Origin of the sequence: Stenotrophomonas sp. CFBP 13718, assembly GCF_014842145.1 — a bacterium.
Classification (GTDB): Bacteria; Pseudomonadota; Gammaproteobacteria; order Xanthomonadales; family Xanthomonadaceae; genus Stenotrophomonas.
This window is the reverse complement of record NZ_JACYVC010000001.1, coordinates 380,680-402,183: the sequence shown is the minus strand read 5'-3', so window position 1 is coordinate 402,183 and position 21,504 is coordinate 380,680. Positions and strand designations below refer to the sequence as shown.

The window sequence follows — 21,504 nt, the reverse complement described above, 5'->3', positions numbered from 1 at the left end:
GTTGCCGGCCAACGGCCGGCACGACCGATGTCCCGTCAGTTCCGCAGCGGCTTGCCGGTCTTCAGCATGTGCGCGATGCGGGCCTGGGTTTTTTCCTGCTGTGCCAGTTCGACGAAGTGCTTGCGCTCCAGGGTCAGCAGCCACTCCTCGTCCACCAGCGTGCCGCGATCCACTTCGCCGCCGCACAGGACGGTCGCGATGCGTACGGCGATCTCGTAGTCGTACGGGCTGATGAAGCGGCCTTCCAGCATGTTGACCAGCATCATCTTGAAGGTCGCGATACCGACATCACCGGCGACCTGGATGCGGCGCGAGGGCATCGGCGGGCGATAGCCGCCTTCGGCGAGGGCCAGCACTTCAGCCTTGGCGATGTGCAGCGCCTCGAAGCTGTTGAACACCACCTTGTCGGTGGCGCGCATCAGGCCGAGTTCCTTCGCGTTGACCGCCGAGTTGGAGACCTTGGCCATGGCCACCGTTTCAAAGGTCTTCTTCAGTTCGGCGAACACATCACCACCGGGGCCGGCAGCCTGCGATGCACGCACCGCCAACTCCTTCAGGCCGCCGCCGGCGGGCAGCAGGCCAACGCCCGCTTCCACCAGGCCGATGTAGCTTTCCAGCGATGCCACGCTCTTCGCGCTGTGCATTTGGAATTCGCAGCCACCGCCCAGGGCCAGGCCACGCACCGCCGTCACTACCGGTACCAGCGAGTACTTGATCGCCTGGCTGGTGCGCTGGAAGTTGTGCACCATTTCTTCAAACTGCTCGACCTTGCCGGCCTGCAGCAGGCCCAGTGCACCGGCCAGGTCGGCGCCGGCGGAGAAGGGTTCCTTCTGCTGCCAGATCACCAGGCCCTTGAAGTCTTTCTCGGCGCGCTTGATGGCTTCCTGCAGGCCATCGAGCACGTGATCGGACACGGTGTTCATCTTGGTCTTGAAGCCGACCACCGCGATGCCATCGCCGTCGTGCCACATGCGCACGCCATCGTTTTCATACACGGTGTCGCCCTGCGGGAACTGTTCGCCCAGCAGCGGATCGGGGAAGCGCTGGCGCTGGTAGACCGGCAGTGCGGAGCGCGGCAGCTTGGCGTTGCGCGTCGGGCTGTAGCTGCCTTCGGCGGCGTGCACGCCATCGCGGCCATCGAACACCCAATCCGGCAGTGGCGCGCTGCTCATGCTCTTGCCGGCGACGATGTCATCGGCAATCCACTGCGCGACCTGCTTCCAGCCGGCGGCCTGCCAGGTTTCGAACGGACCCAGCGACCAACCGTAGCCCCAGCGGATGGCCAGGTCGACGTCGCGCGCGGTCTCGGCGATGTCAGCCAGGTGATACGCGCTGTAGTGGAACAGGTCGCGGAAGGTGGCCCACAGGAACTGTGCCTGCGGGTGCTGGCTCTCGCGCAGCTTGGCGAACTTCTCCGCCGGATTCTTGATCTTCAGGATCTCGACCACTTCCGCTGCAGCGGTCCGGTCAGCGGCGCGGTAATCCTGCTTTTCCAGGTCCAGCACCATGATGTCCTTGCCGACCTTGCGGAAGATGCCCGCGCCGGTCTTCTGGCCCAGTGCGCCCTTGGAAATCAGCGCGTCGAGCCACTTCGGCGATTTGAAGAACGCGTGCCACGGATCGTTGGGCAGGGTGTCGCCCATGGTCTTGATCACGTGCGCCATGGTGTCCAGGCCGACCACATCAGAGGTGCGGTAGGTCGCCGACTTCGGGCGGCCGACCAGCGGGCCCGTCAGGCCGTCGACTTCGTCGAAGCCCAGGCCGAATTCCTGAGTGTGGTGGATGGTGGACAGGATCGAGAACACCCCGATGCGGTTGCCGATGAAGTTCGGGGTGTCCTTGGCGTACACCACGCCCTTGCCCAGGGTGGTGACCAGGAAGCTTTCCAGGCCCTCCAGCACGCTGGCATCGGTGGTGGAGGCCGGGATCAGCTCGGCCAGGTGCATGTAGCGCGGCGGGTTGAAGAAATGCACGCCGCAGAAGCGATGACGCAGCTGTTCGGGCAGCACGTCGGCCAGCTTGTTGATGCCCAGGCCGGACGTGTTGGAGGCCAGCACGGCGTGGTCGGCCACGAACGGCGCGATCTTCTTGTACAGGTCCTGCTTCCAGTCCATCCGCTCGGCGATGGCTTCGATGATCAGGTCGCAGTCGCGCAGCTGCTCCAGCCCGCTCTCGTAATTGGCCGGCGTGATCGCCTCGGCGTAGGACTTGCTGGCGAGCGGGGCAGGGCTGAGCTTGCCCAGGTTGGCGATCGCCTTCAGCACGATGCCGTCGGCAGGGCCTTCCTTGGCGGGCAGGTCGAACAGCACGGTGTCGACGCCGGCGTTGGTCAGGTGGGCTGCGATCTGGGCGCCCATGACGCCGGCACCCAGCACGGCGGCGCGGCGGACTAGCAGGGAATTGGACATGTCGATAAGCCTTGGTTGGTCAGCAGTTACTGGGTGGAAAGGGAAGGTGGGGTGGCAGCCGGGCTGGCGGACATCGCGGCGCTGCGTGCAGCCGCGCGGAAGCCGGCTTCGGCGAAACGGATGAGTTCCTGTGCGGCCTGGGCACCATGCGCGGCTTCGGTGACGCCGGCAGGTCGCTTGATCAGGCCGAAATCGGCCATCGCATAGGTAAGCGACCCGGCCAGGAAGTCGAGGCGCCAGTACAGCTCTTCCTTGCTCAGATCCGGCACGCAGGCGGAAATGGCACGACCGAAGTCTCGCAGCACGTGGCCGTAGTGATCCGACAGGAAGCGCCGCAGGTTGTCGTTTTTCTCCGCATAGGCACGGGCGATGACGCGCACGAACGCGCCACCGCTCTGGCTGTCCTGCGCCATCGCCAGCGCCGGCTCGACGAATGCGGCCAGCACCGGCCGCAGTTCGCCCGGATGCTCGCTGCGTGCTTTCTCCAACTGCGCCATCCGCGCGGCGGTCATTTCGTCCATGCGGCGCCGGAACACCTCGTTGACCAGGTTTTCCTTGGATCCGAAGTGATAGTTGACCGCTGCGATGTTGACGTCAGCCTGGCTGGTCACCTGGCGCAGCGACGTCCCGGCAAAGCCATGCAGCGCAAACAACGCCTCGGCGGCGCCGAGGATGCGGTCTTTGGTGGAGAAGTGGGCAGGTCTGGCCATGGAGAACAGGGTTCAATCAAACGATTGTTTGATATTAGACCTGGGGCTCGGCGCAATGCATTGTGCGCCGCAGCATCATGTCGCCGCCGTTCATCCCCGGCCGCAGATGAATGGCCGGGGCTACCGTGTGTTGCGGCGAGGCGCTACAATAAGCCTACGTATATCAGCCTAAGCCCGCGTTTCGACGTGGGTTTTTTTCATGCTACCCTCGGGCCTTGAGTGGCCCGGATCTCGGAGATACCACCATGGCGCTGGAGCGCACCCTTTCGATCATCAAGCCCGACGCCGTCGCCAAGAACGTCATCGGTGAAATCTACGCCCGCTTCGAAAAGGCCGGCCTGAAGGTCGTCGCTGCCAAGTACAAGCAGCTGTCGCGCCGCGAAGCCGAAGGCTTCTACGCCGTGCACCGCGAGCGTCCGTTCTTCAACGCGCTGGTCGAGTTCATGATCTCCGGCCCGGTGATGATCCAGGCGCTGGAAGGCGAGAACGCCGTTCTGGCCCACCGCGACCTGCTGGGCGCCACCAATCCGAAGGAAGCCGCGGCCGGCACCATCCGCGCTGATTTCGCTGAATCCATCGATGCCAACGCCGCCCACGGCTCGGACTCGGTCGAGAACGCCACCAACGAAATCGCTTACTTCTTTGCCGCCACGGAAGTGGTCTCCCGTTAAGAGGTTGCCGTGAACGAGGTCGTACAGACACCCGCCATCCAGCCGCTGCCGAAGTCGGCACCCACGGCTGGCAAGCAGAACCTGCTCGACCTCGATCGCGCGGGCCTGGAGCGTTTTTTCGTCGAAAAACTCGGCGAACAGAAGTTCCGGGCACATCAGGTGATGAAGTGGATCCACCATCGCTACGTCACTGATTTCGATGAAATGACCGACCTCGGCAAGGGACTGCGCGCCAAGCTGCAGGAACATGCCGAGGTGCTGGTTCCGAACATCGTGTTCGACAAACCGTCCGCCGACGGCACCCACAAGTGGTTGCTGGCGATGGGCAACGATGGCAAGAACGCCATCGAAGCGGTCTACATTCCGGACAAGAGCCGCGGCACGCTGTGCGTTTCCTCGCAGGTGGGCTGTGCGCTGAACTGCACGTTCTGTTCGACCGCCACCCAGGGCTTCAACCGCAATCTGTCCACCGCCGAGATCATCGGCCAGGTATGGATTGCCGCGCGTCACCTGGGCAACGTGCCGCACCTGATGCGCCGTCTCACCAACGTGGTGATGATGGGCATGGGCGAGCCACTGATGAATTTCGACAACGTCGTGCGCGCGATGAACGTGATGCGCGACGATCTGGGCTATGGCCTCGCCAACAAGCGGGTGACCCTGTCCACCTCCGGCCTGGTGCCGATGATCGATCGGCTGTCCACCGAAAGCGATGTGTCGCTGGCGGTGTCCCTGCATGCGCCGACCGATGAGCTGCGCGAGACCCTCGTGCCGCTGAACCGGAAGTACCCGATCGCAGATCTGATGGCGTCCTGCGCGCGCTATCTGCGTGGCAACAAGCGCCGCGAATCGGTGACCTTCGAATACACCCTGATGAAAGGCATCAACGACCAGCCCGAGCACGCCCGTGCACTGGCCCGGTTGATGCGCCAGTTCGACAACGCGGTGCAGGCCAAGGGCTCGGGCAAGGTCAACCTGATCCCGTTCAATCCCTTCCCGGGCACGCGATACGAACGCTCCGACGATGTGCAGATCCGCGCCTTCCAGACCATCCTGCTGGACAACAACGTGCTGACGATGGTGCGCCGTACCCGCGGTGATGACATCGACGCGGCGTGTGGCCAGTTGAAGGGGCAGGTGATGGATCGGACGAGGCGCCAGGCCGAGTTCAACAAAACCCTTGATGCGCTTGAGAACGTACGGACCGGGCGCGATGCAGCGGCCTGACCGCCTGCTCGCCGGTGCTGCCCTGTGCGCGCTGGTGCTCGCGGGGTGCGGTGGTGGCAGCAAGGGGGGCGGATTGAAGATGGGCAAGGCCGAGATGTCGGTTGCGCCGACCTACACCGCCCATGACGGCGAACAGGTGCGACGCCAGCACCAATACAACAACGACGTGACGCTGGCCGGGGCCGACCTCGGGGCCGGCAATCTGGACGCGGCGGAAAAGCGCGCGCGTTCGGCACTCAAGCTGGACAGTGGACGCCCTGACGCGCTGCTGCTGCTGGCTGCCGTCGCGCAGCGGCGTGGCGACAACGTACAGACCGGCCAGCTGCTGCAGCGGGCCACCGTGCTGGCTCCCGAGCGCGGCGACGTGCTGAACAACTACGCGGCGTGGTTGTGCCAGCAGGGGCGTGCGGCGGAGTCGCTGCCGTGGTTCGACCGGGCGCTGGTGGCGCCGGGCTACGCCACGCCGGCCATTGCGCTGTCCAACGCCGGTGCCTGCGCTCTGGATGCCGGGCAGCGTGAACGCGCCCAGCGTGACCTGCGCGCATCGCTGGCCAGTGAGCCCAAAAACGCCCAGGCGCTGACCGCGATGGCGCAACTTTCGTACGACGATGGCCGTTTCATGGAAGCGCGTGCGTTTTCGGAGCGCCGCCTCGCGGCTGCACCGTCAACGCGTTCCGTGTTACAACTGGCGTCGCAAATCGAGACGCGACTGGGTGATGCGGCAGCCGCCGCACGCTACCAGCAGCGGATTCGTCAGGAATTTCCGCAGGATGCGGACCCCAATTCCAAGGGTTGAAGCATAGTGACTGACAACCAGACCGTGAACGCTTTCGAGACGGCAGCCGGCTGTGGCCAACGCCTCCGCCAGGCCCGTGAAGCGGCAGGACTGACACTTGACGAGGTTTCCAAGCGCCTGCACATGCCTGTGCAGGTCGTCCGTTCGCTTGAGGAAGAGCAGTGGCAGCGTCTGGGCGCGCCGGTGTTCGTCCGCGGCCAGCTGCGCAGCTATGCGCGGCTGCTGGGCGTGGACGTGGGCCAGGTGCTTGAACAGGCCCAGGTGGGGCCGATCGTGCCGCCTACCCTGGTCAGCCATACCCATACGCCGCGCGCGCGCCGAATCGCGGAAAGCCTGGGTCGACGCCTCCTGTACGTGGGCATCACCGCAGCGCTCGCGGTGCCGGTCTGGTTCGCTACCCGCAGCCATCTGGATGGCGGCGGGCAGGGGCCCAACACGGCCTCCCTGGATGTGATCCCGGCAACGGTGGCCGTCGCGCCGCCTGCCGATGGCCGCGATGCCGCACCGGCACCGACGGCCGCTGCGACGCCGCAGCGACCGCCCGCGCAGCCCTACATGGCCTCGTTGACGCCGGTGCCACGGCCTGCGGCGGTCGAGCCGCCGGTGGCTGCCGGCACGGCGTTGGCACTGCAGTTCAGCGGTGACAGCTGGGTGGACATCACCGGGCCCGATGGGGCGACGGTGGAAAAAGCGCTGATCAAGGCGGGCCAGTCGCGCAGCTTCCCGGCAGGCCAGGTCAGCCGGATCGTGCTGGGCAACGCCTCGCAGGTGCAGGTTCAGCAGAACGGCACCATCATCGATCTCGGTCCGTATCAGCGAGCCAACGTTGCCCGCTTTACGGTATCCTCTGACGGCTCCGTGGTCCCGGTTTCCAACTGAGACCGCGGCGGCACTCCACAACCCAATGAACAGTCCTCCCCGGCGAGCTTGTCTCCGGCTCGGGTAGGGCGAGAGTACGCATGGCGATCGACGACCTGCTCGACGAGCACGAACAAAGTGAACGCGTCCGCTCCTGGCTGCGCAAGAACGGCCTGAGCATCCTCGGTGGCGTAGCAGTGGCCGTCGGCGCGATCTGGGGCTGGGGCTACTGGCAGCAGTCGCACGGCGACAAGCTGGCCTCGGCCAACCTGGAGTACCAGAAGGTGCTCAAGGGCATCGAGGACAACAAACTCGATGAGGCGGGCAAGGCAGTGAAGGCACTCGACGCCGGCCCGTCCAACATCTATTCCGAACTGGCTGCCCTGCAGCTGGCGAAAGCGCAGGTGGAAGCCGGCAAGAACGATGACGCGCTTGCCACCCTGCGCGCGGTCAGCGTGGAAGGCGACCTGAAGCACGTGGTTGACCAACGCATCGCGCGTCTGCTGGTTGCGACCGGCAAGGGCGACGAAGCCATCAAGCTGCTGGGCTCGGCCACCGACAGCAGTGCGCTGGAGATTCATGGCGACGCCTTGATGGCCGCCGGCAAGCGGGATGAAGCCCGCGGGCAGTACGAGAAAGCGCTGAAGACGCTGGACGTGGCAGCGCCCCAACGGCGCCTGCTGGAAACCAAGTTGATGGACGCCGGCGGCACGGTCGCGGCGACTGAGGAGACGGTGTAATGGGTCAGATGGTCATCCTCAAGCGGGTTGCCACGGTTGCGATGCTCGGCATGGCACTGTCCGGCTGCAGCACGGTAAAGGGCTGGTTTGCCGGCAAGGACGCAGCGGCTAAGAAACTGCAGGAACCGGCCGAGCTGGTGAAGTTCGATGCCACGGTGAAGATCGACAAACTGTGGACGGTCAACCTGGGCAAGGGCGAAGAGCGCATCGGCGTCCGCCAGGGTCCGGTCGTGGCCGATGGTCGCGTCTACGGCGCGGCGATCACCGGTGGCGTGCACGCCATCGACCTGCAGACCGGCAAGAAGATCTGGACGTACGAGCCGGCCAAGGAAAAGAAGAAGCCGAAGCTGCGCCTGTCCGGTGGACCGGGCGTGGGCGAAGGCCTGGTGGCCATCGGTACGCTGGACGGCCAGGTGATCGCGCTCGATGCCAACGACGGCACCGAGAAGTGGCGCGCCAAAGTGCCCGGCGAAGTGATTTCCGCTCCGGCCATCGGCCAGGGCATGGTGTACGTGCGCAGCAATGACGGCCGCATCACCGCGTTCGATGTGTCCAACGGCACCCAGCGCTGGTTCAACCCGCGCGAACTGCCGGCGCTGACCGTGCGCGGCAACGCGCCGATCGTGCCGGGTCCGGGCGTGCTGTTCGTCGGCAACGATGACGGCAGCATCTCCGCGATGGCGTCCACCGATGGCCGCACGCTGTGGGACCAGGTGGTCGGTAACCCGGAAGGGCGCACCGAACTGGACCGCATGGCCGACGTGGATGGCGCCCCGGTGCTGGAAGGCGCCACGCTGTATGCCAGCAGCTTCAAGAACCAGACCATGGCCATCGAAGGCCCGACCGGCCGCCCGCTGTGGGCGCGCGATCACGGCGGTGCCGGTGGTGTCGCCGTGTCGACGTCCTACGTGATCGTCACTGACAACCAGGGCGGTGTGTTCGGCCTGGACAAGCAGAGCGGTGCGGCCAGCTGGTCGCAGACCGGCCTGGCCCGGCGCCAGTTGACCGGTCCTGCGCTGCAGGGCGATTACGTGGTTGTCGGCGATCTCGACGGCTATGTTCACTGGCTGCAACAGTCCGACGGCGCGATGGCCGCCCGGGCAAAGACCGGCGGGACCGTCAAGGCCCAACCGATAGTCGCTGACGGGGTGCTGCTGGTGCAGAACGTCGAAGGCAAGCTGACCGCTTACCGGTTGGCCAATTAATTACGGAGTAAACGCGATGCTGCCCCTGGTCGCCCTGGTCGGACGGCCGAATGTCGGCAAGTCCACAATTTTCAACGCGCTCACGCGCACCCGCGACGCGCTGGTCCATGACCAGCCCGGCGTGACCCGTGACCGCAACTACGGTGTCTGTCGCCTGGACGAGGACAACCCGTTCCTGATCGTGGACACCGGCGGCATCGCCGAGCAGGAAGAAGGCCTGGCCGGCGCGACCGCGCGCCAGGCACGTGCTGCTGCCGAGGAAGCCGACCTGATCGTGTTCGTCGTGGATGCCCGCGACGGCACCTCGTCGCTGGACGATGACATCCTGGCGTGGCTGCGCAAGCAGCAGCAGCCCAAGGTGCTGCTGATCAACAAGATCGACGGCACCGACGAGCACACCGTGCGCGCGGAGTTCTCGCGGTACGGCTTCAGCGAGATGATGACCGTCTCGGCGGCGCATCGTCAGGGTCTGGATGACCTGCTCGAGGAAATCGTCGAGCGCCTGCCGGAAGAAGGCAGCGCCGAAGAGATGGACAACGATCCGAACCGCGTGCGCATCGCCTTCGTCGGTCGCCCCAACGTGGGCAAGTCGACGCTGGTGAACCGCATCCTCGGCGAGGAGCGGATGATCGCCTCTGAAGTGCCGGGCACCACCCGGGATTCCATCTCGGTGGACCTGGAGCGCGAGGGCCGTGACTACCGCCTGATCGACACCGCCGGCCTGCGCCGTCGGGGCCGCGTGGACGAAGCGGTGGAGAAGTTCTCCGTCGTCAAGACCATGCAGGCGATCGAGCAGTGCCAGGTGGCCGTGCTGATGCTGGACGCACACGAAGGCGTGACCGACCAGGACGCCACCGTGCTCGGTGCGGTGCTGGATGCCGGCCGTGCGTTGGTGATTGCGATCAACAAATGGGACGGACTGACCGACTACCAGCGCGAACAGGCGGAGACCCAGTTGTCGCTGCGCCTGGGCTTCGTGCCGTGGGCCGAGTCGGTGCGTATTTCGGCGATGCACGGCTCTGGCCTGCGTGAACTGTTCAATGCAGTGCACCGTGCGCATGCGTCGGCGAACCATCAGTTCAGCACCAGCGAAGTGAACCAGGCGCTGGAAGTGGCCTACCAGGCCAATCCGCCGCCGACCATTCGTGGCCACGTGTCCAAGCTGCGCTACGTGCATCCGGGCGGCGCCAACCCGCCGACCTTCATCGTGCACGGCACGCGGCTGAAAGAGCTGTCCGAGTCATACAAGCGCTACCTGGAGAACTTCTTCCGCAAGCGCTTCAAGCTGGTCGGTACGCCGGTGCAGTTCATCTTCCGCGAGGGAGCGAACCCGTACGAAGGCAAGAAGAACCCGCTGACCGAACGCCAGGTCAAGGCCAAGCGTCGCCTGATGAAGCACGTCAAGGGTCGCTGACGCGACCCGGTAACGCCGAATCCACTGACGCCGAACCCACGGTAGCGCCGACCCATGGTCGGCGAGCGCAGCGGCGGTGTGCCACCCCTGCGCGCATGGCCGATAATGCCGCCATGCGTATCCCCGAAATAACCCCGGAAATCGCCCTGCAACGCCTCGCTCACGGCGCGGCGCTGATCGACGTGCGCGAGGCGCACGAGCGTGCAGGCGGCATGGCCCAAGGCGCGCACGGCATCGCCAGCGGCGTGCTGCAGGCCGATCCTGGCGCGCACCTGCCGCGCACCGACCAGGACATCCTGCTGATCTGCCAGACCGGCCGGCGCTCCGTCGATGCGGCGCAGGCGCTGCTCGCTGCCGGCTATGCAAACGTCGCCTCGGTGGCCGGCGGCACCGTCGCCTGGCGCGCGCAGGGACTGCCGCTGGTGCAGCCCCTGACATCGGCCGAAGACCGCGATTTCTACGATCGGTATGCCCGCCATCTGCTGTTGCCGCAGGTCGGCGAAGCAGGCCAGCGCCAACTGCAACGGTCGCGCGTGCTGGTGCTGGGCGCTGGCGGGTTGGGCTCGCCTGCCGGCTTCTACCTGGCCGCGGCCGGGGTAGGGCAGCTCCGTTTTGTCGACGATGACCGCGTGGAGCGCAGCAACCTGCACCGGCAGATCGTGCACACCGAAGCCAGCGTAGGCACGCTGAAAGTGGACTCGGCCCGCGAGCGCCTGCTGGCCCTGAACCCTTCTCTCAAAGTAGAGGCCATCGCCGAGCGTGCCACCTCGTCAAACATCGACGCGCTGATGGACGGGGTGGACGTGGTGCTCGACGGCTCGGACAACTTCCCGCTGCGCTACCTGCTCAACGACGCGTGCATCAAGCACGCCAAGCCCCTTGTGTATGCCGCGATCGAGCGCTTCGATGGCCAGGTGAGCGTGTTTGACGCCGGACGCCAGCGCGGCGTGGCGCCGTGTTACCGCTGCCTGTTCCCGCAGCCGCCTCCGCCGGAGTTCGCGCCGAACTGTTCCGAGGCGGGCGTGCTCGGCGTCCTGCCCGGACTGGCCGGTATCCTGCAGGCGACCGAGGTGCTGAAGCTGCTGCTGGGCATCGGCGAACCGCTGACCGGACGCCTGCTGCGCTTCGATGCGCTGGCGATGCGCTTCCGCGAAACCCGGCTCAGCCCCGACCCGCAGTGCGCGGTCTGTGGTCCGGGCGTCGAGTTCCCCGGCTATATCGATTACGCCGCGTTCTGCGCGGGCCGCTGATTTGCCGCTGCGCTCGCCGAGCGTGGCTCGGCGCTACCCGGGTGTGGTGGCGGGACCCTTCCCCGGCTATATCGATTACGCCGCGTTCTGCGCGGGCCGCTGATCCGCCGCTACGCTCGCCGAGCGTGGCTCGGCGCTACCGAGGCACCCATCTGGCGCGCAGGGCCGTGACACCTGTAGCGCCGACCCATGGTCGGCGAGCGCAGCGGCAGCCGTTCGTTCGCAATGCCAGATGGAACGACATGGCGATAGATTAACCACTCGTTGCGTCAGCAGAACAATCAACCGCAACTCACGTGCTATTGATTACCACCCGCATGCCCTATCGTTGAGCCCTCTCGACGCATCACAGGAACGGCCGCATGGCGGTGGAAGCAGCAGCAAGCAGTGAACTGGTCAAGGTCGTCGCCCTGTTGGGCGCGGCAGTGGTGATGGTGCCCCTGTTCCGACGCTTCGGCCTCGGGTCGGTCTTGGGCTACTTCACCGCTGGTCTGGCGATCGGGCCGTTCGGGCTGGGCTGGTTCTCCGATCCGCAAGCCATCCTGCACACCGCCGAACTCGGCGTGGTGATGTTCCTTTTCGTGATCGGGCTGGAAATGCGGCCGTCGCACTTGTGGAGCCTGCGCAAGGAAATCTTTGGCCTGGGTACGGCGCAGATTACCGTCTGCGCCATCGTGCTGACCTTGGTCGCCAAGCTGTTCGGCCTGCCGTGGCAGGTGGCCTTCATCGGTGCGACCGGCTTCGTGCTCACCTCTACCGCGGTGGTGATGCAGTTGCTGGCCGAGCGCGGTGACATCGCGTTGCCGCCGGGGCAGAAGATCGTCTCGATCCTGCTGTTCGAAGACCTGCTGATTGTGCCGTTGCTGGCGCTGGTCGCGTTCATGGGCCCGTCTGCGGGCAGTGCCGACGGCGAGGGCTCGCGCTGGATGTCGGTGGCCATCGGCGCCGGCGCAGTGATCGGCCTCGTGCTGGTCGGGCGTTTCCTGCTCAATCCGCTGTTCCGCATCCTCGCTGCCGCCAAGGCGCGCGAAGTGATGACCGCCGCGGCGCTGCTGGTGGTGCTGGGCGCGGCATTGCTGATGCAGTTGTCCGGGCTGTCGATGGCGATGGGCGCGTTCCTGGCCGGCGTGCTGCTCAGCGAGTCGACCTTCCGGCACCAGATCGAAGCCGATATCGAGCCCTTCCGCGGCATCCTGTTGGGCTTGTTCTTCCTCAGCGTCGGCATGGCGCTGGACTTGGGCGTGGTGGCACGCAACTGGCCGCTGATCGTCGGTCTGGTGCTGGCGCTGATGGCGGCCAAGGCGGTCTGCATCTATGCCGTGGCACGACTGCTGGGAAGCAGCCATGCGCAGGCGCTGGACCGTGGCGTGGTGATGGCGCAGGGCGGCGAGTTCGCGTTCGTGCTGTTTGCCGCCGCTGCCAGTGCCGGGGTGATCGACGTGGACATCAACGCCAACTTCACCGCCGTGGTCGTGCTGTCGATGGCGCTGACCCCGCTGGTGGTGCTGGCGCATAAGCGCTTCGCTGCACCTGCCGTGGTCAGCATGGAAGGCGTGGAGGAGGCCGAGGGACTGTCCGGCAGCGTGCTGCTGATCGGCTTCGGACGCTTCGGCCAGGTGGCCAGCCAGTCACTGCTGGCGCGCGACGTGGACGTGACCATCATCGACAACGACGTGGAGATGATCCACAGCGCCGAACGCTTCGGCTTCAAGATCTATTACGGCGACGGTACCCGTCTGGATGTGCTGCATGCGTCCGGTGCAGCGTCGGCGCGCGCGATTGCGGTGTGCGTCAACGACGCTACCGAAGCGGACCGCATCGTTGAGCTGGTGTCGCACGAATTCCCGCAGGCCAAGCTGCTGGTGCGTTCGTTCGACCGCGAACACTCACTGCGTCTGATACATGCAGGTGTCGATTTCCAGATCCGCGAAACCTTCGAATCGGCCGTGGTGTTCGGTCAGGCCGCGCTGATGGAACTCGGTGCCGATGAGGACGATGCACGCGATATCGCCGAGCAGATCCGCGAGCGCGACGCAGAGCGCTTCCAGCTGGAAATGGCCGGCGGCGACCTGATTTCCGGTGCGCACATGGTGTTCGGCACCTCGCTGCCCGGCGTGCCGACGCCGACCCCGTTCACCGTGCCGAAGCGTCAGTCGCGCACGCTCAATGCCGATCAGGTGCCGCCGGACGCTTGACCAGGGTAGTGACGGCCGCTGGCCGTCAGCCCCTGCAATCCCGCCTTGACGGCCAGCGGCCGTCACTACCGGGCCTGAATCAGGGACAATAGCCGTCCCCGCCGCTGCACGCCCGCTTCGATGACCCTGCCGACCGACGCCCCCTCATCCGCCCGCATCCTCGATGGCCGCCGCATCTCCGAGGCGCTGCTCGACAGCCTGAAGGTGCGCGTGGACGCGCGTGTCGCCGCTGGTGGCAGCCGCCCCGGCCTGGCCGTGGTGCTGGTAGGAGGCGATCCGGCGTCGACCGTCTATGTGCGCAACAAGCGCCGTGCGGCGGAGAAGGTGGGCATCGAAGCGCATGACTTCGACCTGCCCGCCGGCACCAACGAATCCGATCTGCTGGCGCTGATCGACGAGCTGAACGCCGATCCGAAGATCCACGGCATCCTGATCCAGCTGCCGCTGCCGGGTATTCCCGATGCCCGCCGCCTGATCCAGCGCATCGATCCGCGCAAGGACGTCGACGGCTTCCATCCCGAAAATGTCGGCCACCTGGCGTTGCGCGAATTCGGCCTGCGCCCGTGCACTCCGCGCGGCATCACCACGCTGCTGGGCCACACCGACCAGCCCGTGCGCGGCCGCAACGCGACCATCGTCGGCGTCAGCAACCACGTCGGCCGGCCGATGGGGCTGGAGCTGCTGATCGCCGGCTGCACCGTGACCAGCTGCCACAAGTTCACCCCGAAGGACGTGCTGGAGCAGGCCGTGCGCAACGCCGACATCCTGGTGGTCGCGGTCGGTCGCCCGGGCATCGTGCCGGGCGAATGGGTCAAGCCCGGCGCAGTGGTGATCGACGTGGGCATCAACCGGCTGGACGATGGCCGCCTGGTCGGCGATGTGGGCTTCGAGGCCGCTGCGCAGCGCGCCAGCTGGATCACCCCGGTGCCCGGTGGGGTAGGGCCGATGACGGTAGCGACGTTGATGCAGAACACCCTGGAAGCGGCAGAAGCCTTCGTCTGAGAGATCGCGCGTAGAGCCCGCTGCGCTCGCCGACCATGGGTCGGCGCTACCAGCCCCTGCCTCGCCCGATTCCGCCCACCCGCCGCGACGCCCGATAACGCCGCACCCCGGTAGCGCCGAGCCACGCTCGGCGAGCGCAGCGGCGCCTTTCACCCCGCACCCTACCGGCGCGACACACCGTCGCATCTACCCCCTGCCGCTCGGCCGACAATCAGGGTAAAATGACGCGCTTCCCCACATCTCGGGTATGCCGATGCTGCGCATCCAGGCTGAAGCTCTCACCTACGACGACGTCTCGCTCGTCCCCGCCCACTCGATCATCCTGCCGAAGGATGTCAGCCTGGAAACCCGGCTGACCCGCGACCTGCGGCTGAAGCTCCCGATCCTGTCCGCTGCGATGGATACCGTCACCGAAGCGCGCCTGGCCATCGCCATGGCCCAGCTCGGCGGCATGGGCATCATCCACAAGAACCTGAGCGTGGAACAGCAGGCCGCCGAAGTGGCCAAGGTCAAGAAGTTCGAGGCCGGTGTCATCCGCGATCCGATCACCGTCGGGCCGGAAACCACCATCCGCGACGTGCTGGCGCTGACCCAGGCGCGCAACATCTCCGGTGTGCCGGTGGTGGATGGCGGCCAGCTGGTCGGCATCGTCACCCACCGTGACATGCGCTTTGAAACCGAGCTTGACGATCCGGTCCGCCACATCATGACCAAGAAGGATCGCCTGATCACGGTCAAGGAAGGCGCGGCGTCGGAAGAAGTGCAGCTGCTGCTGCATCGCAACCGCATCGAAAAGATCCTGGTGGTCAACGATGAGTTCGCCCTGCGTGGCCTGATCACCGTCAAGGACATCCAGAAGAACACCGATTACCCGAACGCTGCCAAGGACTCCGCCACGCGTCTGCTGGTGGGTGCCGCGGTCGGCGTGGGCGGCGATACCGATCGTCGCGTCGAAGCGCTGGTCGCCGCTGGCGTGGACGTGCTGGTGGTGGACACCGCGCACGGCCACTCGCAGGGCGTGCTGGACCGCGTACGTTGGGTCAAGAAGCACTTCCCGCAGGTGCAGGTGGTCGGTGGCAACATCTGCACCGGCGAAGCCGCACTGGCGTTGCTGGATTGCGGCGCGGACGCGGTCAAGGTCGGCATCGGTCCGGGCTCGATCTGCACCACCCGCGTGGTCGCCGGTGTCGGCGTGCCGCAGATCACCGCCATCGACCTGGTCGCCGAGGCCCTGCAGGATCGCATCCCGCTGATCGCCGACGGTGGCATCCGCTACTCCGGTGACATCGGCAAGGCGCTGGCCGCCGGTGCGTCCACCATCATGATCGGTGGCCTGCTGGCCGGTACCGAGGAGTCGCCCGGCGAAACCGAGCTGTTCCAGGGCCGTTCGTACAAGAGCTACCGTGGCATGGGCTCGCTGGCGGCGATGGAAAAGGGGTCCAAGGACCGCTACTTCCAGGATGCCTCCAGCGCCGACAAGCTGGTGCCGGAAGGCATCGAAGGCCGCGTGCCGTATCGCGGCCCGGTCGGCGGCATCATCCACCAGCTGATGGGCGGCCTGCGTGCCACCATGGGCTACGTGGGTTGCGGCACGGTCGAAGACATGCGCAGCAAGCCGAAGTTCGTCAAGATCAGCGGCGCCGGCCAACGTGAGAGCCACGTCCACGACGTGCAGATCACCAAGGAACCGCCGAACTACCGCGCCTGAGACCGGACGCAAGAAGAGGAACGAGGAAGCTGATTCCCGTTCCTCTTTCTACATCCGCCGCTGGTTGCGCTTTCGTACTCCGTTATTCCTCCTGCATCGTCCGGGCATCATGACCAACATCCATACCGACAAGATCCTCATCCTCGATTTCGGCGCGCAGTACACCCAGCTGATCGCCCGTCGCATCCGCGAGCTCGGCGTCTACTGCGAGATCTGGGCGTGGGACCACAACCCGGCCGACATCGCCGGCTTCGGGGCCAAGGGCATCATTCTGTCCGGTGGCCCGGAATCGACCACCCTGCCGGACGCGCCCGCCGCGCCGCAGGAAGTGTTCGACAGCGGCCTGCCGGTGTTCGGCATCTGCTACGGCATGCAGACCCTGGCCGCGCAGCTGGGCGGTGAAACGGAAGCCGCCGACCAGCGCGAATTCGGCCATGCCGAAGTCAACATCGTGGCGCCGGATTCGCTGTTCGCCGGGCTGAGCGATCACCCGGGCGAGGCTCGATTGAACGTGTGGATGAGCCACGGCGACCATGTGTCCAAGGCACCGCCGGGCTTCACCATCACCGCCACCACCGATCGCATCCCGGTGGCCGCGATGGCCAATGAAGAAAAGCGCTGGTACGGCGTGCAGTTCCACCCGGAAGTGACCCACACCCTGCAGGGCCAGGCTCTGCTGCGCCGCTTCGTGGTGGACGTGTGCGGCTGCGAAACCCTGTGGACCGCCGCCAACATCATCGACGACCAGATTGCCCGCGTGCGCGAGCTGGTGGGCGATGACGAAGTGATTCTGGGCCTGTCCGGCGGCGTCGATTCGTCGGTCGTGGCTGCGCTGCTGCACAAAGCGATCGGTGACAAGCTGACCTGCGTGTTCGTCGACACCGGCCTGCTGCGTTGGCAGGAAGGCGACCAGGTGATGGCGATGTTCGCCGAGCACATGGGCGTCAAGGTGATCCGCGTGAACGCGGCCGACCGCTACTTCGCGAAGCTGGAAGGCGTGAGCGATCCGGAAGCCAAGCGCAAGATCATCGGCAACCTGTTCGTGGACATCTTCGACGAAGAGTCCAACAAGCTGAAGAATGCGAAGTGGCTGGCGCAGGGCACCATCTACCCGGACGTGATTGAGTCGGCCGGCAGCAAGACCGGCAAGGCGCACGTGATCAAGAGCCACCACAACGTGGGCGGCCTGCCGGAACACATGAAGCTGGGCCTGGTGGAGCCGCTGCGCGAGCTGTTCAAGGACGAAGTGCGTCGCCTCGGCGTCGAGCTCGGCCTGCCACGCAGCATGGTCTACCGCCATCCGTTCCCGGGCCCGGGCCTGGGCGTGCGCATCTTGGGTGAAGTGAAGCGTGAGTACGCCGAACTGCTGGCCAAGGCCGATGCGATCTTCATCGAAGAGCTGCGCAGGGCGGATCTATACGACAAGACCAGCCAGGCGTTCGCGGTGTTCCTGCCGGTGAAGTCGGTCGGCGTGGTCGGCGATGCGCGTGCCTATGAGTGGGTGATCGCGCTGCGTGCTGTGGAGACGATTGATTTCATGACGGCGCACTGGTCGCACCTGCCGTATGAGTTCCTGGGTACGGTGAGTAACCGGATCATCAATGAGCTGCGCGGGGTTTCACGGGTTGTTTATGACATCTCGGGGAAGCCGCCGGCTACGATTGAGTGGGAATGAGTTGAACGACAAAGGCGCCGAAAGGCGCCTTTGTCACATGCAGAGTCGCGATCCCCACTGGGGCGCATGCACGTCAACCCATGCTGGCGGCGCGGCTCTGGACACTCTGCTGAACACGCTGATCGTCCAACTGCTGCTCAAGCTGGTTGGCCTGGGCGCGCTGCTGGGCTTCCCGGGTTACTGCATCGAACTGCTGCATTGAATCCTCCACGGAGGTCTGTGCGGCAAGCGCGGTCGGCATTGCGGCCCGTTGGTGCGCGGGGTCGCTTGGCTCGCCTTGGACCACGAACAGGCTGTGCCCGGCGGCCTTGTCCGGGGTCGCGTTGCTGAGCAGTACGTGGTCCACCCGGTCCAGGTCGTTGTCCTTGGCCAGCACCAGCAGACTGGCCGCCATCCGCTCGCTTGTGGCATCAAAGCTGCGGCCATGCCTGGCATCCAGCGCTTCGACGCCGTCGCGTATCTGCTGATACAGCGCATGATCGGCATGGCTGGGCTGGCTGGGCAGTACGGGCGAGGATGGTGCTTCGGGTTGCCCGTAGGCTGTCCCGCCTAAGGGCAGCGCAGTCTGTGCCTCCGCTGGCGATTGCGCGTGCGGCCGCTCACCTTGGGCGACTACCGGCGCGGTGACCTCTGACTGCAGGGGCCGGGCGGATTCACTTTGCGCGACCTTTCCGAGACTGCTTGTTGATTGCAACTGGATCGGCGCTTGCCAGGCTTGCTGCTCCTGGACGTCGACAGTCCTTGATGGGCCGTCGGCCAATTCGACCGGAACGGGCGGAGCTTGGGAGTCGGTGTGAGCCGAATGCGGATGCCACGCGGGAGCGGGGCGCTCAACCGAAGGTGCGACTGCCGGACTCACGGGTCGCTGAGCGTCGGATTGCTCCGCCTTGCCCATAGGCAGCGGAGAGGCGGGAGAGGGGGGTGCATGTTGCGAGGGAGCGGTCGTATCGACGCGCGCTTTCTGCTCGGTTGAATCATCCACCGTTGGAGGCGCTGTCGTCGCAGTTGGCTCCTGTCGTGGCGCTTCGCGACTCGCCGACTCTCGCACCCGTTCCGCAGGCTCGGATGACGTCGGCGCTGCAGGTACGGACGTGCGTTGCTCCTGCACCAGAGGCGGTGTGCCGGGTGCAGATGAAGCGCGTTGCTCGGCCCGCTCGTCGATCACTGCCTGCGGCAGCTGGCGTTCATCGGCGTGCTCGCCACGAACCTCGGCGACCGCAGCGGCGGCCACCTGTTGCGTCTGCGGTGCAGCGACGCCCAGCCGGTTGGCTTCCTGAGTGGCCTGTTGGTAGGCATCACGCTCGCTGGGGCTCAGAGCCTCGATACGTCGCTCATGGGCACCGGGTGTGGGAGCCTCCTGCTGCTGGATGGTCCGGATCTGCGGGTAGGTGCCGTTCAACTCATCGCGGATGTTGCCCTCGGCCAGCGAATCGTAGATCCAGCCATCATGCAGCCATTCGCCATCATGCTGTTGCTGATAGGTGCGCCCGTCGGAAGCCAGCACGTGATCGGGATGATTCCGGGCCCACACCACTTCCTCGGGAATCTCTCCATGCTGGGACCAGCCCTGCGCGGTATATACCTGCTCGTACTGCTTGGCGAAGGCCGCCGAGCTACGTGCGGCGTTGAAGGCCATGATGCCTTGAGCGGTCTCATCAAGATGGGCCGTCTTCGCTACATCGGCTACTTCCACCGTCGTATTCTTGATGCCGTGATCAAGGATCTGATGGACGACTTCACGCCGCCACTCTCCGGTTTCCGGATTGCGCTCCCACGAACGAGAAAGGACGCTGGGTGTATCGGTAGCGTCGCCAGCAATGCTGAAGGGATTGATCGGTTGATCAGGCTCCCGCATCCGCAAGCCAACGGCCATGCTTGAGGCCTGGTAGTTAAGTTGCTGGGTCAATTCGGCATCGGCCGTCAGCAGCCTGGTCGCGCCATAGATCGGGCGATCCGCCTGCGTGCCCACGGTGCCTACGATTTCCCGCTCGCTGTGCGTCCAGCCCTTTTCAGGGCGCTCGGGATCAAACGTCCAGACCCTGCCGGTGCTGTCGGCCTGGTTGTTGATCTTGTATCTCTCGATCCAGTCGACGACTTCGCTGGCGCCCCACGCACCCAGCCCGGCACCGATGATGCCGGTGACAATCGCGCCGGGGCCGGACTCGATGCCCAGCAGTGTGCCGGCCTTGGCGCCCAACGCTGCCCGGTCCAACCACCGACACTGCGCGCACCCAAATCCAACATCGCGGCTTCCGCACCTGTGCGATTGTCACGCGCGTACAGGTCGGCAATCTTCGTCCCTTCCGTGGCGGCTTCAACGACGGTCGCAGCGGCGCCACCGATGACGGTACCCCGCACCATGTTCGGACGCACGCGGATGGTGTGGTCGATGGTGCGTGCTTCTTGGATGTTGGGCGTAGTGCCTTCAACAACCTTGAGCGACGCGCGTTCATCGAAAACGGCCGTCGCTGTAGTCGGGCTGACCTTTTCGTTGTTGGGTAGGGTGTCTGCAAGTTCGGCATGCCAGCGACCTTGCGCGCGCCAGCCATCGCGCAGGTTCTGGGTGGTCCGAGGGTCCTTCAGCCGAGCGTCGCGTTCTGCTTCCAGTGCGGCGCTCGGCAGGCGGGTATCGCTCCGGCTGTCGTAGAGCTGCGCGCCTTCGCGACCGTAGAGCCGAATCTGGACGCCAGTCTCGGCTTGGACTTTGTCCAGATTCCCGGGCAGGGCCTCGTAGACGTGCTTGCGCACGTCTTCGGGGACGTAGCGGCCGAAACCTTGGTTGTCCAGGTCTTCAGTAAATCTTCGGTCGACACCAAGTTCGCTTTCCAACCGATGCGCGACAACTGCCCGAATCTCGACTTCATAGCCCTTGGTCTGGAGATCCAAGATCAAGTCAACTGCGCTGTCGCCATTTCCTAGTGTCGTATCGAGGATGACATTCCTGCGGCCCTCGATAGCCGTGGATCGCAGCTCCTTTGCCCATTGGCTGGCATCGTTGTGGGTATATCCTGACCAGGTGTATGGGTGCTGCTGGAAAAGCTGCGGAGCGTCACGGTGCATCTCCCGCAGCGCATCGGGATCGATCGGGATGGCATCACCAGCAAGTTCTCGAATTGCAGCACGGGCAACGCCGCTCTTGCCTGCCCCTGGCTGTCCAGCGAGGATGATGGCCTTTGGGCGCTCCTGTGGGCTGGTTCTGTGCAGGCCACTGGCCGGAAGCACTTTCTCCAGAAACGCCTGCGCATGGGCCTCGGTTGTCAAGCTCCAATCGGGTGCGGTCAACGCTCGAGCTCCCGAAAATAGGAGTACATGGACTCATCTGCTATCCATTGACTTTGGAGGCGCGTCCTAAGCATCACCCGCTCTTTTTCAAGTGCATTGGCAATATCCTCAGGACTCCCAGATGCCTCGGCAGCGGCAAGGTCGCCACTCGCCTCCAAGATGAACGCTCCCAGTCTTCCTTGCAAAGCGGAGACCGCGTCATCAAATGGCATTAGCGGAATCTGTCGTGACCGTTCGGCTGATCGATTGAGTACCTCCTGCAGTCGTTCGATATGCTCCGGATAGTCCTTGAGCATTTCACGGAGTTTGGCTGGAACTGGAGGAGGAGCTTGAAGCATAGTCGATACCTATTCGGGGGTTTTG

17 protein-coding genes are annotated in these 21,504 nt (G+C 65.4%); 12 read left to right on the top strand and 5 right to left on the bottom strand.

Going from position 1 to position 21,504, the window contains the following annotated elements:
* Positions 1–35: 35 nt before the first annotated feature.
* Both IFT58_RS01720 and IFT58_RS01715 read right to left on the bottom strand, forming a co-directional pair.
* Complete coding sequence (locus IFT58_RS01720) at positions 36–2,408, bottom strand: 3-hydroxyacyl-CoA dehydrogenase/enoyl-CoA hydratase family protein (RefSeq protein ID WP_188324265.1); 2,373 nt, start codon at positions 2,406–2,408, stop codon at positions 36–38.
* 26 nt (positions 2,409–2,434) lie between these two features.
* Positions 2,435–3,118: a TetR family transcriptional regulator gene (locus IFT58_RS01715; RefSeq protein ID WP_192093746.1), complete on the bottom strand. Its 684-nt coding sequence runs from the start codon at positions 3,116–3,118 to the stop codon at positions 2,435–2,437.
* A 245-nt stretch (positions 3,119–3,363) separates the two neighbouring features.
* Here IFT58_RS01715 and ndk point away from each other — a divergent pair, with 245 nt between their 5' ends.
* The 12 genes from ndk (at position 3,364) to guaA (ending at position 17,859) form a co-directional block, all read left to right on the top strand.
* Complete coding sequence (gene ndk, locus IFT58_RS01710) at positions 3,364–3,789, top strand: nucleoside-diphosphate kinase (RefSeq protein WP_188324263.1); 426 nt, start codon at positions 3,364–3,366, stop codon at positions 3,787–3,789.
* Between the two features lie 9 nt (positions 3,790–3,798).
* Entirely contained in the window at positions 3,799–5,016 is a 1,218-nt protein-coding gene (rlmN, locus tag IFT58_RS01705; RefSeq protein WP_192093745.1) for a 23S rRNA (adenine(2503)-C(2))-methyltransferase RlmN, read from the top strand.
* Between the two features lie 79 nt (positions 5,017–5,095).
* Entirely contained in the window at positions 5,096–5,812 is a 717-nt protein-coding gene (locus IFT58_RS01700) for a tetratricopeptide repeat protein (protein WP_249405067.1), read from the top strand.
* Positions 5,813–5,818: 6 nt separating this feature from the next.
* Positions 5,819–6,691 carry a helix-turn-helix domain-containing protein gene (locus IFT58_RS01695; protein WP_188324260.1) on the top strand — a complete coding sequence of 291 codons (873 nt, stop codon included), beginning with the start codon at positions 5,819–5,821 and terminating at the stop codon, positions 6,689–6,691.
* Between the two features lie 80 nt (positions 6,692–6,771).
* Positions 6,772–7,410, top strand: coding sequence for a tetratricopeptide repeat protein (locus tag IFT58_RS01690; protein WP_192093744.1), 639 nt, complete (start codon positions 6,772–6,774; stop codon positions 7,408–7,410).
* Entirely contained in the window at positions 7,410–8,615 is a 1,206-nt protein-coding gene (bamB, locus tag IFT58_RS01685) for an outer membrane protein assembly factor BamB (protein WP_188324258.1), read from the top strand. Before IFT58_RS01690 ends, bamB begins: the two co-directional genes overlap by 1 nt.
* Positions 8,616–8,631: 16 nt before the next feature.
* Positions 8,632–10,029, top strand: a complete 1,398-nt coding sequence (gene der / locus IFT58_RS01680; protein WP_192080690.1) for a ribosome biogenesis GTPase Der — start codon at positions 8,632–8,634, stop codon at positions 10,027–10,029.
* A 95-nt stretch (positions 10,030–10,124) separates the two neighbouring features.
* A complete protein-coding gene (gene moeB / locus IFT58_RS01675) occupies positions 10,125–11,279 on the top strand; it encodes a molybdopterin-synthase adenylyltransferase MoeB (protein WP_274602791.1) in 1,155 nt (384 codons plus the stop codon).
* A 362-nt stretch (positions 11,280–11,641) separates the two neighbouring features.
* Positions 11,642–13,474, top strand: a complete 1,833-nt coding sequence (locus tag IFT58_RS01670; RefSeq protein WP_192080692.1) for a monovalent cation:proton antiporter-2 (CPA2) family protein — start codon at positions 11,642–11,644, stop codon at positions 13,472–13,474.
* 120 nt (positions 13,475–13,594) lie between these two features.
* Positions 13,595–14,476, top strand: coding sequence for a bifunctional methylenetetrahydrofolate dehydrogenase/methenyltetrahydrofolate cyclohydrolase FolD (folD, locus tag IFT58_RS01665; RefSeq protein ID WP_188324254.1), 882 nt, complete (start codon positions 13,595–13,597; stop codon positions 14,474–14,476).
* A 253-nt stretch (positions 14,477–14,729) separates the two neighbouring features.
* Positions 14,730–16,184, top strand: a complete 1,455-nt coding sequence (gene guaB / locus IFT58_RS01660; RefSeq protein ID WP_188324253.1) for an IMP dehydrogenase — start codon at positions 14,730–14,732, stop codon at positions 16,182–16,184.
* Between the two features lie 109 nt (positions 16,185–16,293).
* The gene (gene guaA / locus IFT58_RS01655) at positions 16,294–17,859 is read left to right on the top strand and encodes a glutamine-hydrolyzing GMP synthase (protein ID WP_192093743.1); all 1,566 of its coding nucleotides are present in this window, start codon (positions 16,294–16,296) and stop codon (positions 17,857–17,859) included.
* A gap of 73 nt (positions 17,860–17,932) precedes the next feature.
* Here the strand turns inward: guaA and IFT58_RS18995 are convergent, their stop codons facing one another.
* From IFT58_RS18995 to IFT58_RS01645, 3 genes are all read right to left on the bottom strand, one after another.
* Positions 17,933–18,754, bottom strand: coding sequence for an XVIPCD domain-containing protein (locus tag IFT58_RS18995; RefSeq protein WP_342029528.1), 822 nt, complete (start codon positions 18,752–18,754; stop codon positions 17,933–17,935).
* 1,079 nt (positions 18,755–19,833) lie between these two features.
* Entirely contained in the window at positions 19,834–21,141 is a 1,308-nt protein-coding gene (locus IFT58_RS18725; RefSeq protein WP_249405560.1) for a zeta toxin family protein, read from the bottom strand.
* On the bottom strand, positions 21,138–21,437 hold the full coding sequence (locus tag IFT58_RS01645) for a hypothetical protein (RefSeq protein WP_192080694.1): 300 nt from the start codon (positions 21,435–21,437) through the stop codon (positions 21,138–21,140). The genes IFT58_RS18725 and IFT58_RS01645 overlap by 4 nt, the downstream gene beginning before the upstream one ends.
* Positions 21,438–21,504 lie beyond the last annotated feature (67 nt).

Bases quoted from the DNA above. Each gene is read 5' to 3' on its own strand.
- der (WP_192080690.1), top strand. From the start codon at position 8,632: ATGCTGCCCCTGGTCGCCCTGGTCGGACGGCCGAATGTCGGCAAGTCC.
- folD (WP_188324254.1), top strand. From the start codon at position 13,595: ATGACCCTGCCGACCGACGCCCCCTCATCCGCCCGCATCCTCGATGGC.
- IFT58_RS01645 (WP_192080694.1), bottom strand. From the start codon at position 21,437: ATGCTCAAGGACTATCCGGAGCATATCGAACGACTGCAGGAGGTACTC.
- IFT58_RS01690 (WP_192093744.1), top strand. From the start codon at position 6,772: ATGGCGATCGACGACCTGCTCGACGAGCACGAACAAAGTGAACGCGTC.
- bamB (WP_188324258.1), top strand. From the start codon at position 7,410: ATGGGTCAGATGGTCATCCTCAAGCGGGTTGCCACGGTTGCGATGCTC.
- IFT58_RS01715 (WP_192093746.1), bottom strand. From the start codon at position 3,118: ATGGCCAGACCTGCCCACTTCTCCACCAAAGACCGCATCCTCGGCGCC.
- moeB (WP_274602791.1), top strand. From the start codon at position 10,125: ATGGCCGATAATGCCGCCATGCGTATCCCCGAAATAACCCCGGAAATC.
- IFT58_RS01720 (WP_188324265.1), bottom strand. From the start codon at position 2,408: ATGTCCAATTCCCTGCTAGTCCGCCGCGCCGCCGTGCTGGGTGCCGGC.
- IFT58_RS18995 (WP_342029528.1), bottom strand. From the start codon at position 18,754: ATGGGCAAGGCGGAGCAATCCGACGCTCAGCGACCCGTGAGTCCGGCA.
- ndk (WP_188324263.1), top strand. From the start codon at position 3,364: ATGGCGCTGGAGCGCACCCTTTCGATCATCAAGCCCGACGCCGTCGCC.
- guaA (WP_192093743.1), top strand. From the start codon at position 16,294: ATGACCAACATCCATACCGACAAGATCCTCATCCTCGATTTCGGCGCG.
- IFT58_RS01700 (WP_249405067.1), top strand. From the start codon at position 5,096: ATGGGCAAGGCCGAGATGTCGGTTGCGCCGACCTACACCGCCCATGAC.
- IFT58_RS01670 (WP_192080692.1), top strand. From the start codon at position 11,642: ATGGCGGTGGAAGCAGCAGCAAGCAGTGAACTGGTCAAGGTCGTCGCC.
- guaB (WP_188324253.1), top strand. From the start codon at position 14,730: ATGCTGCGCATCCAGGCTGAAGCTCTCACCTACGACGACGTCTCGCTC.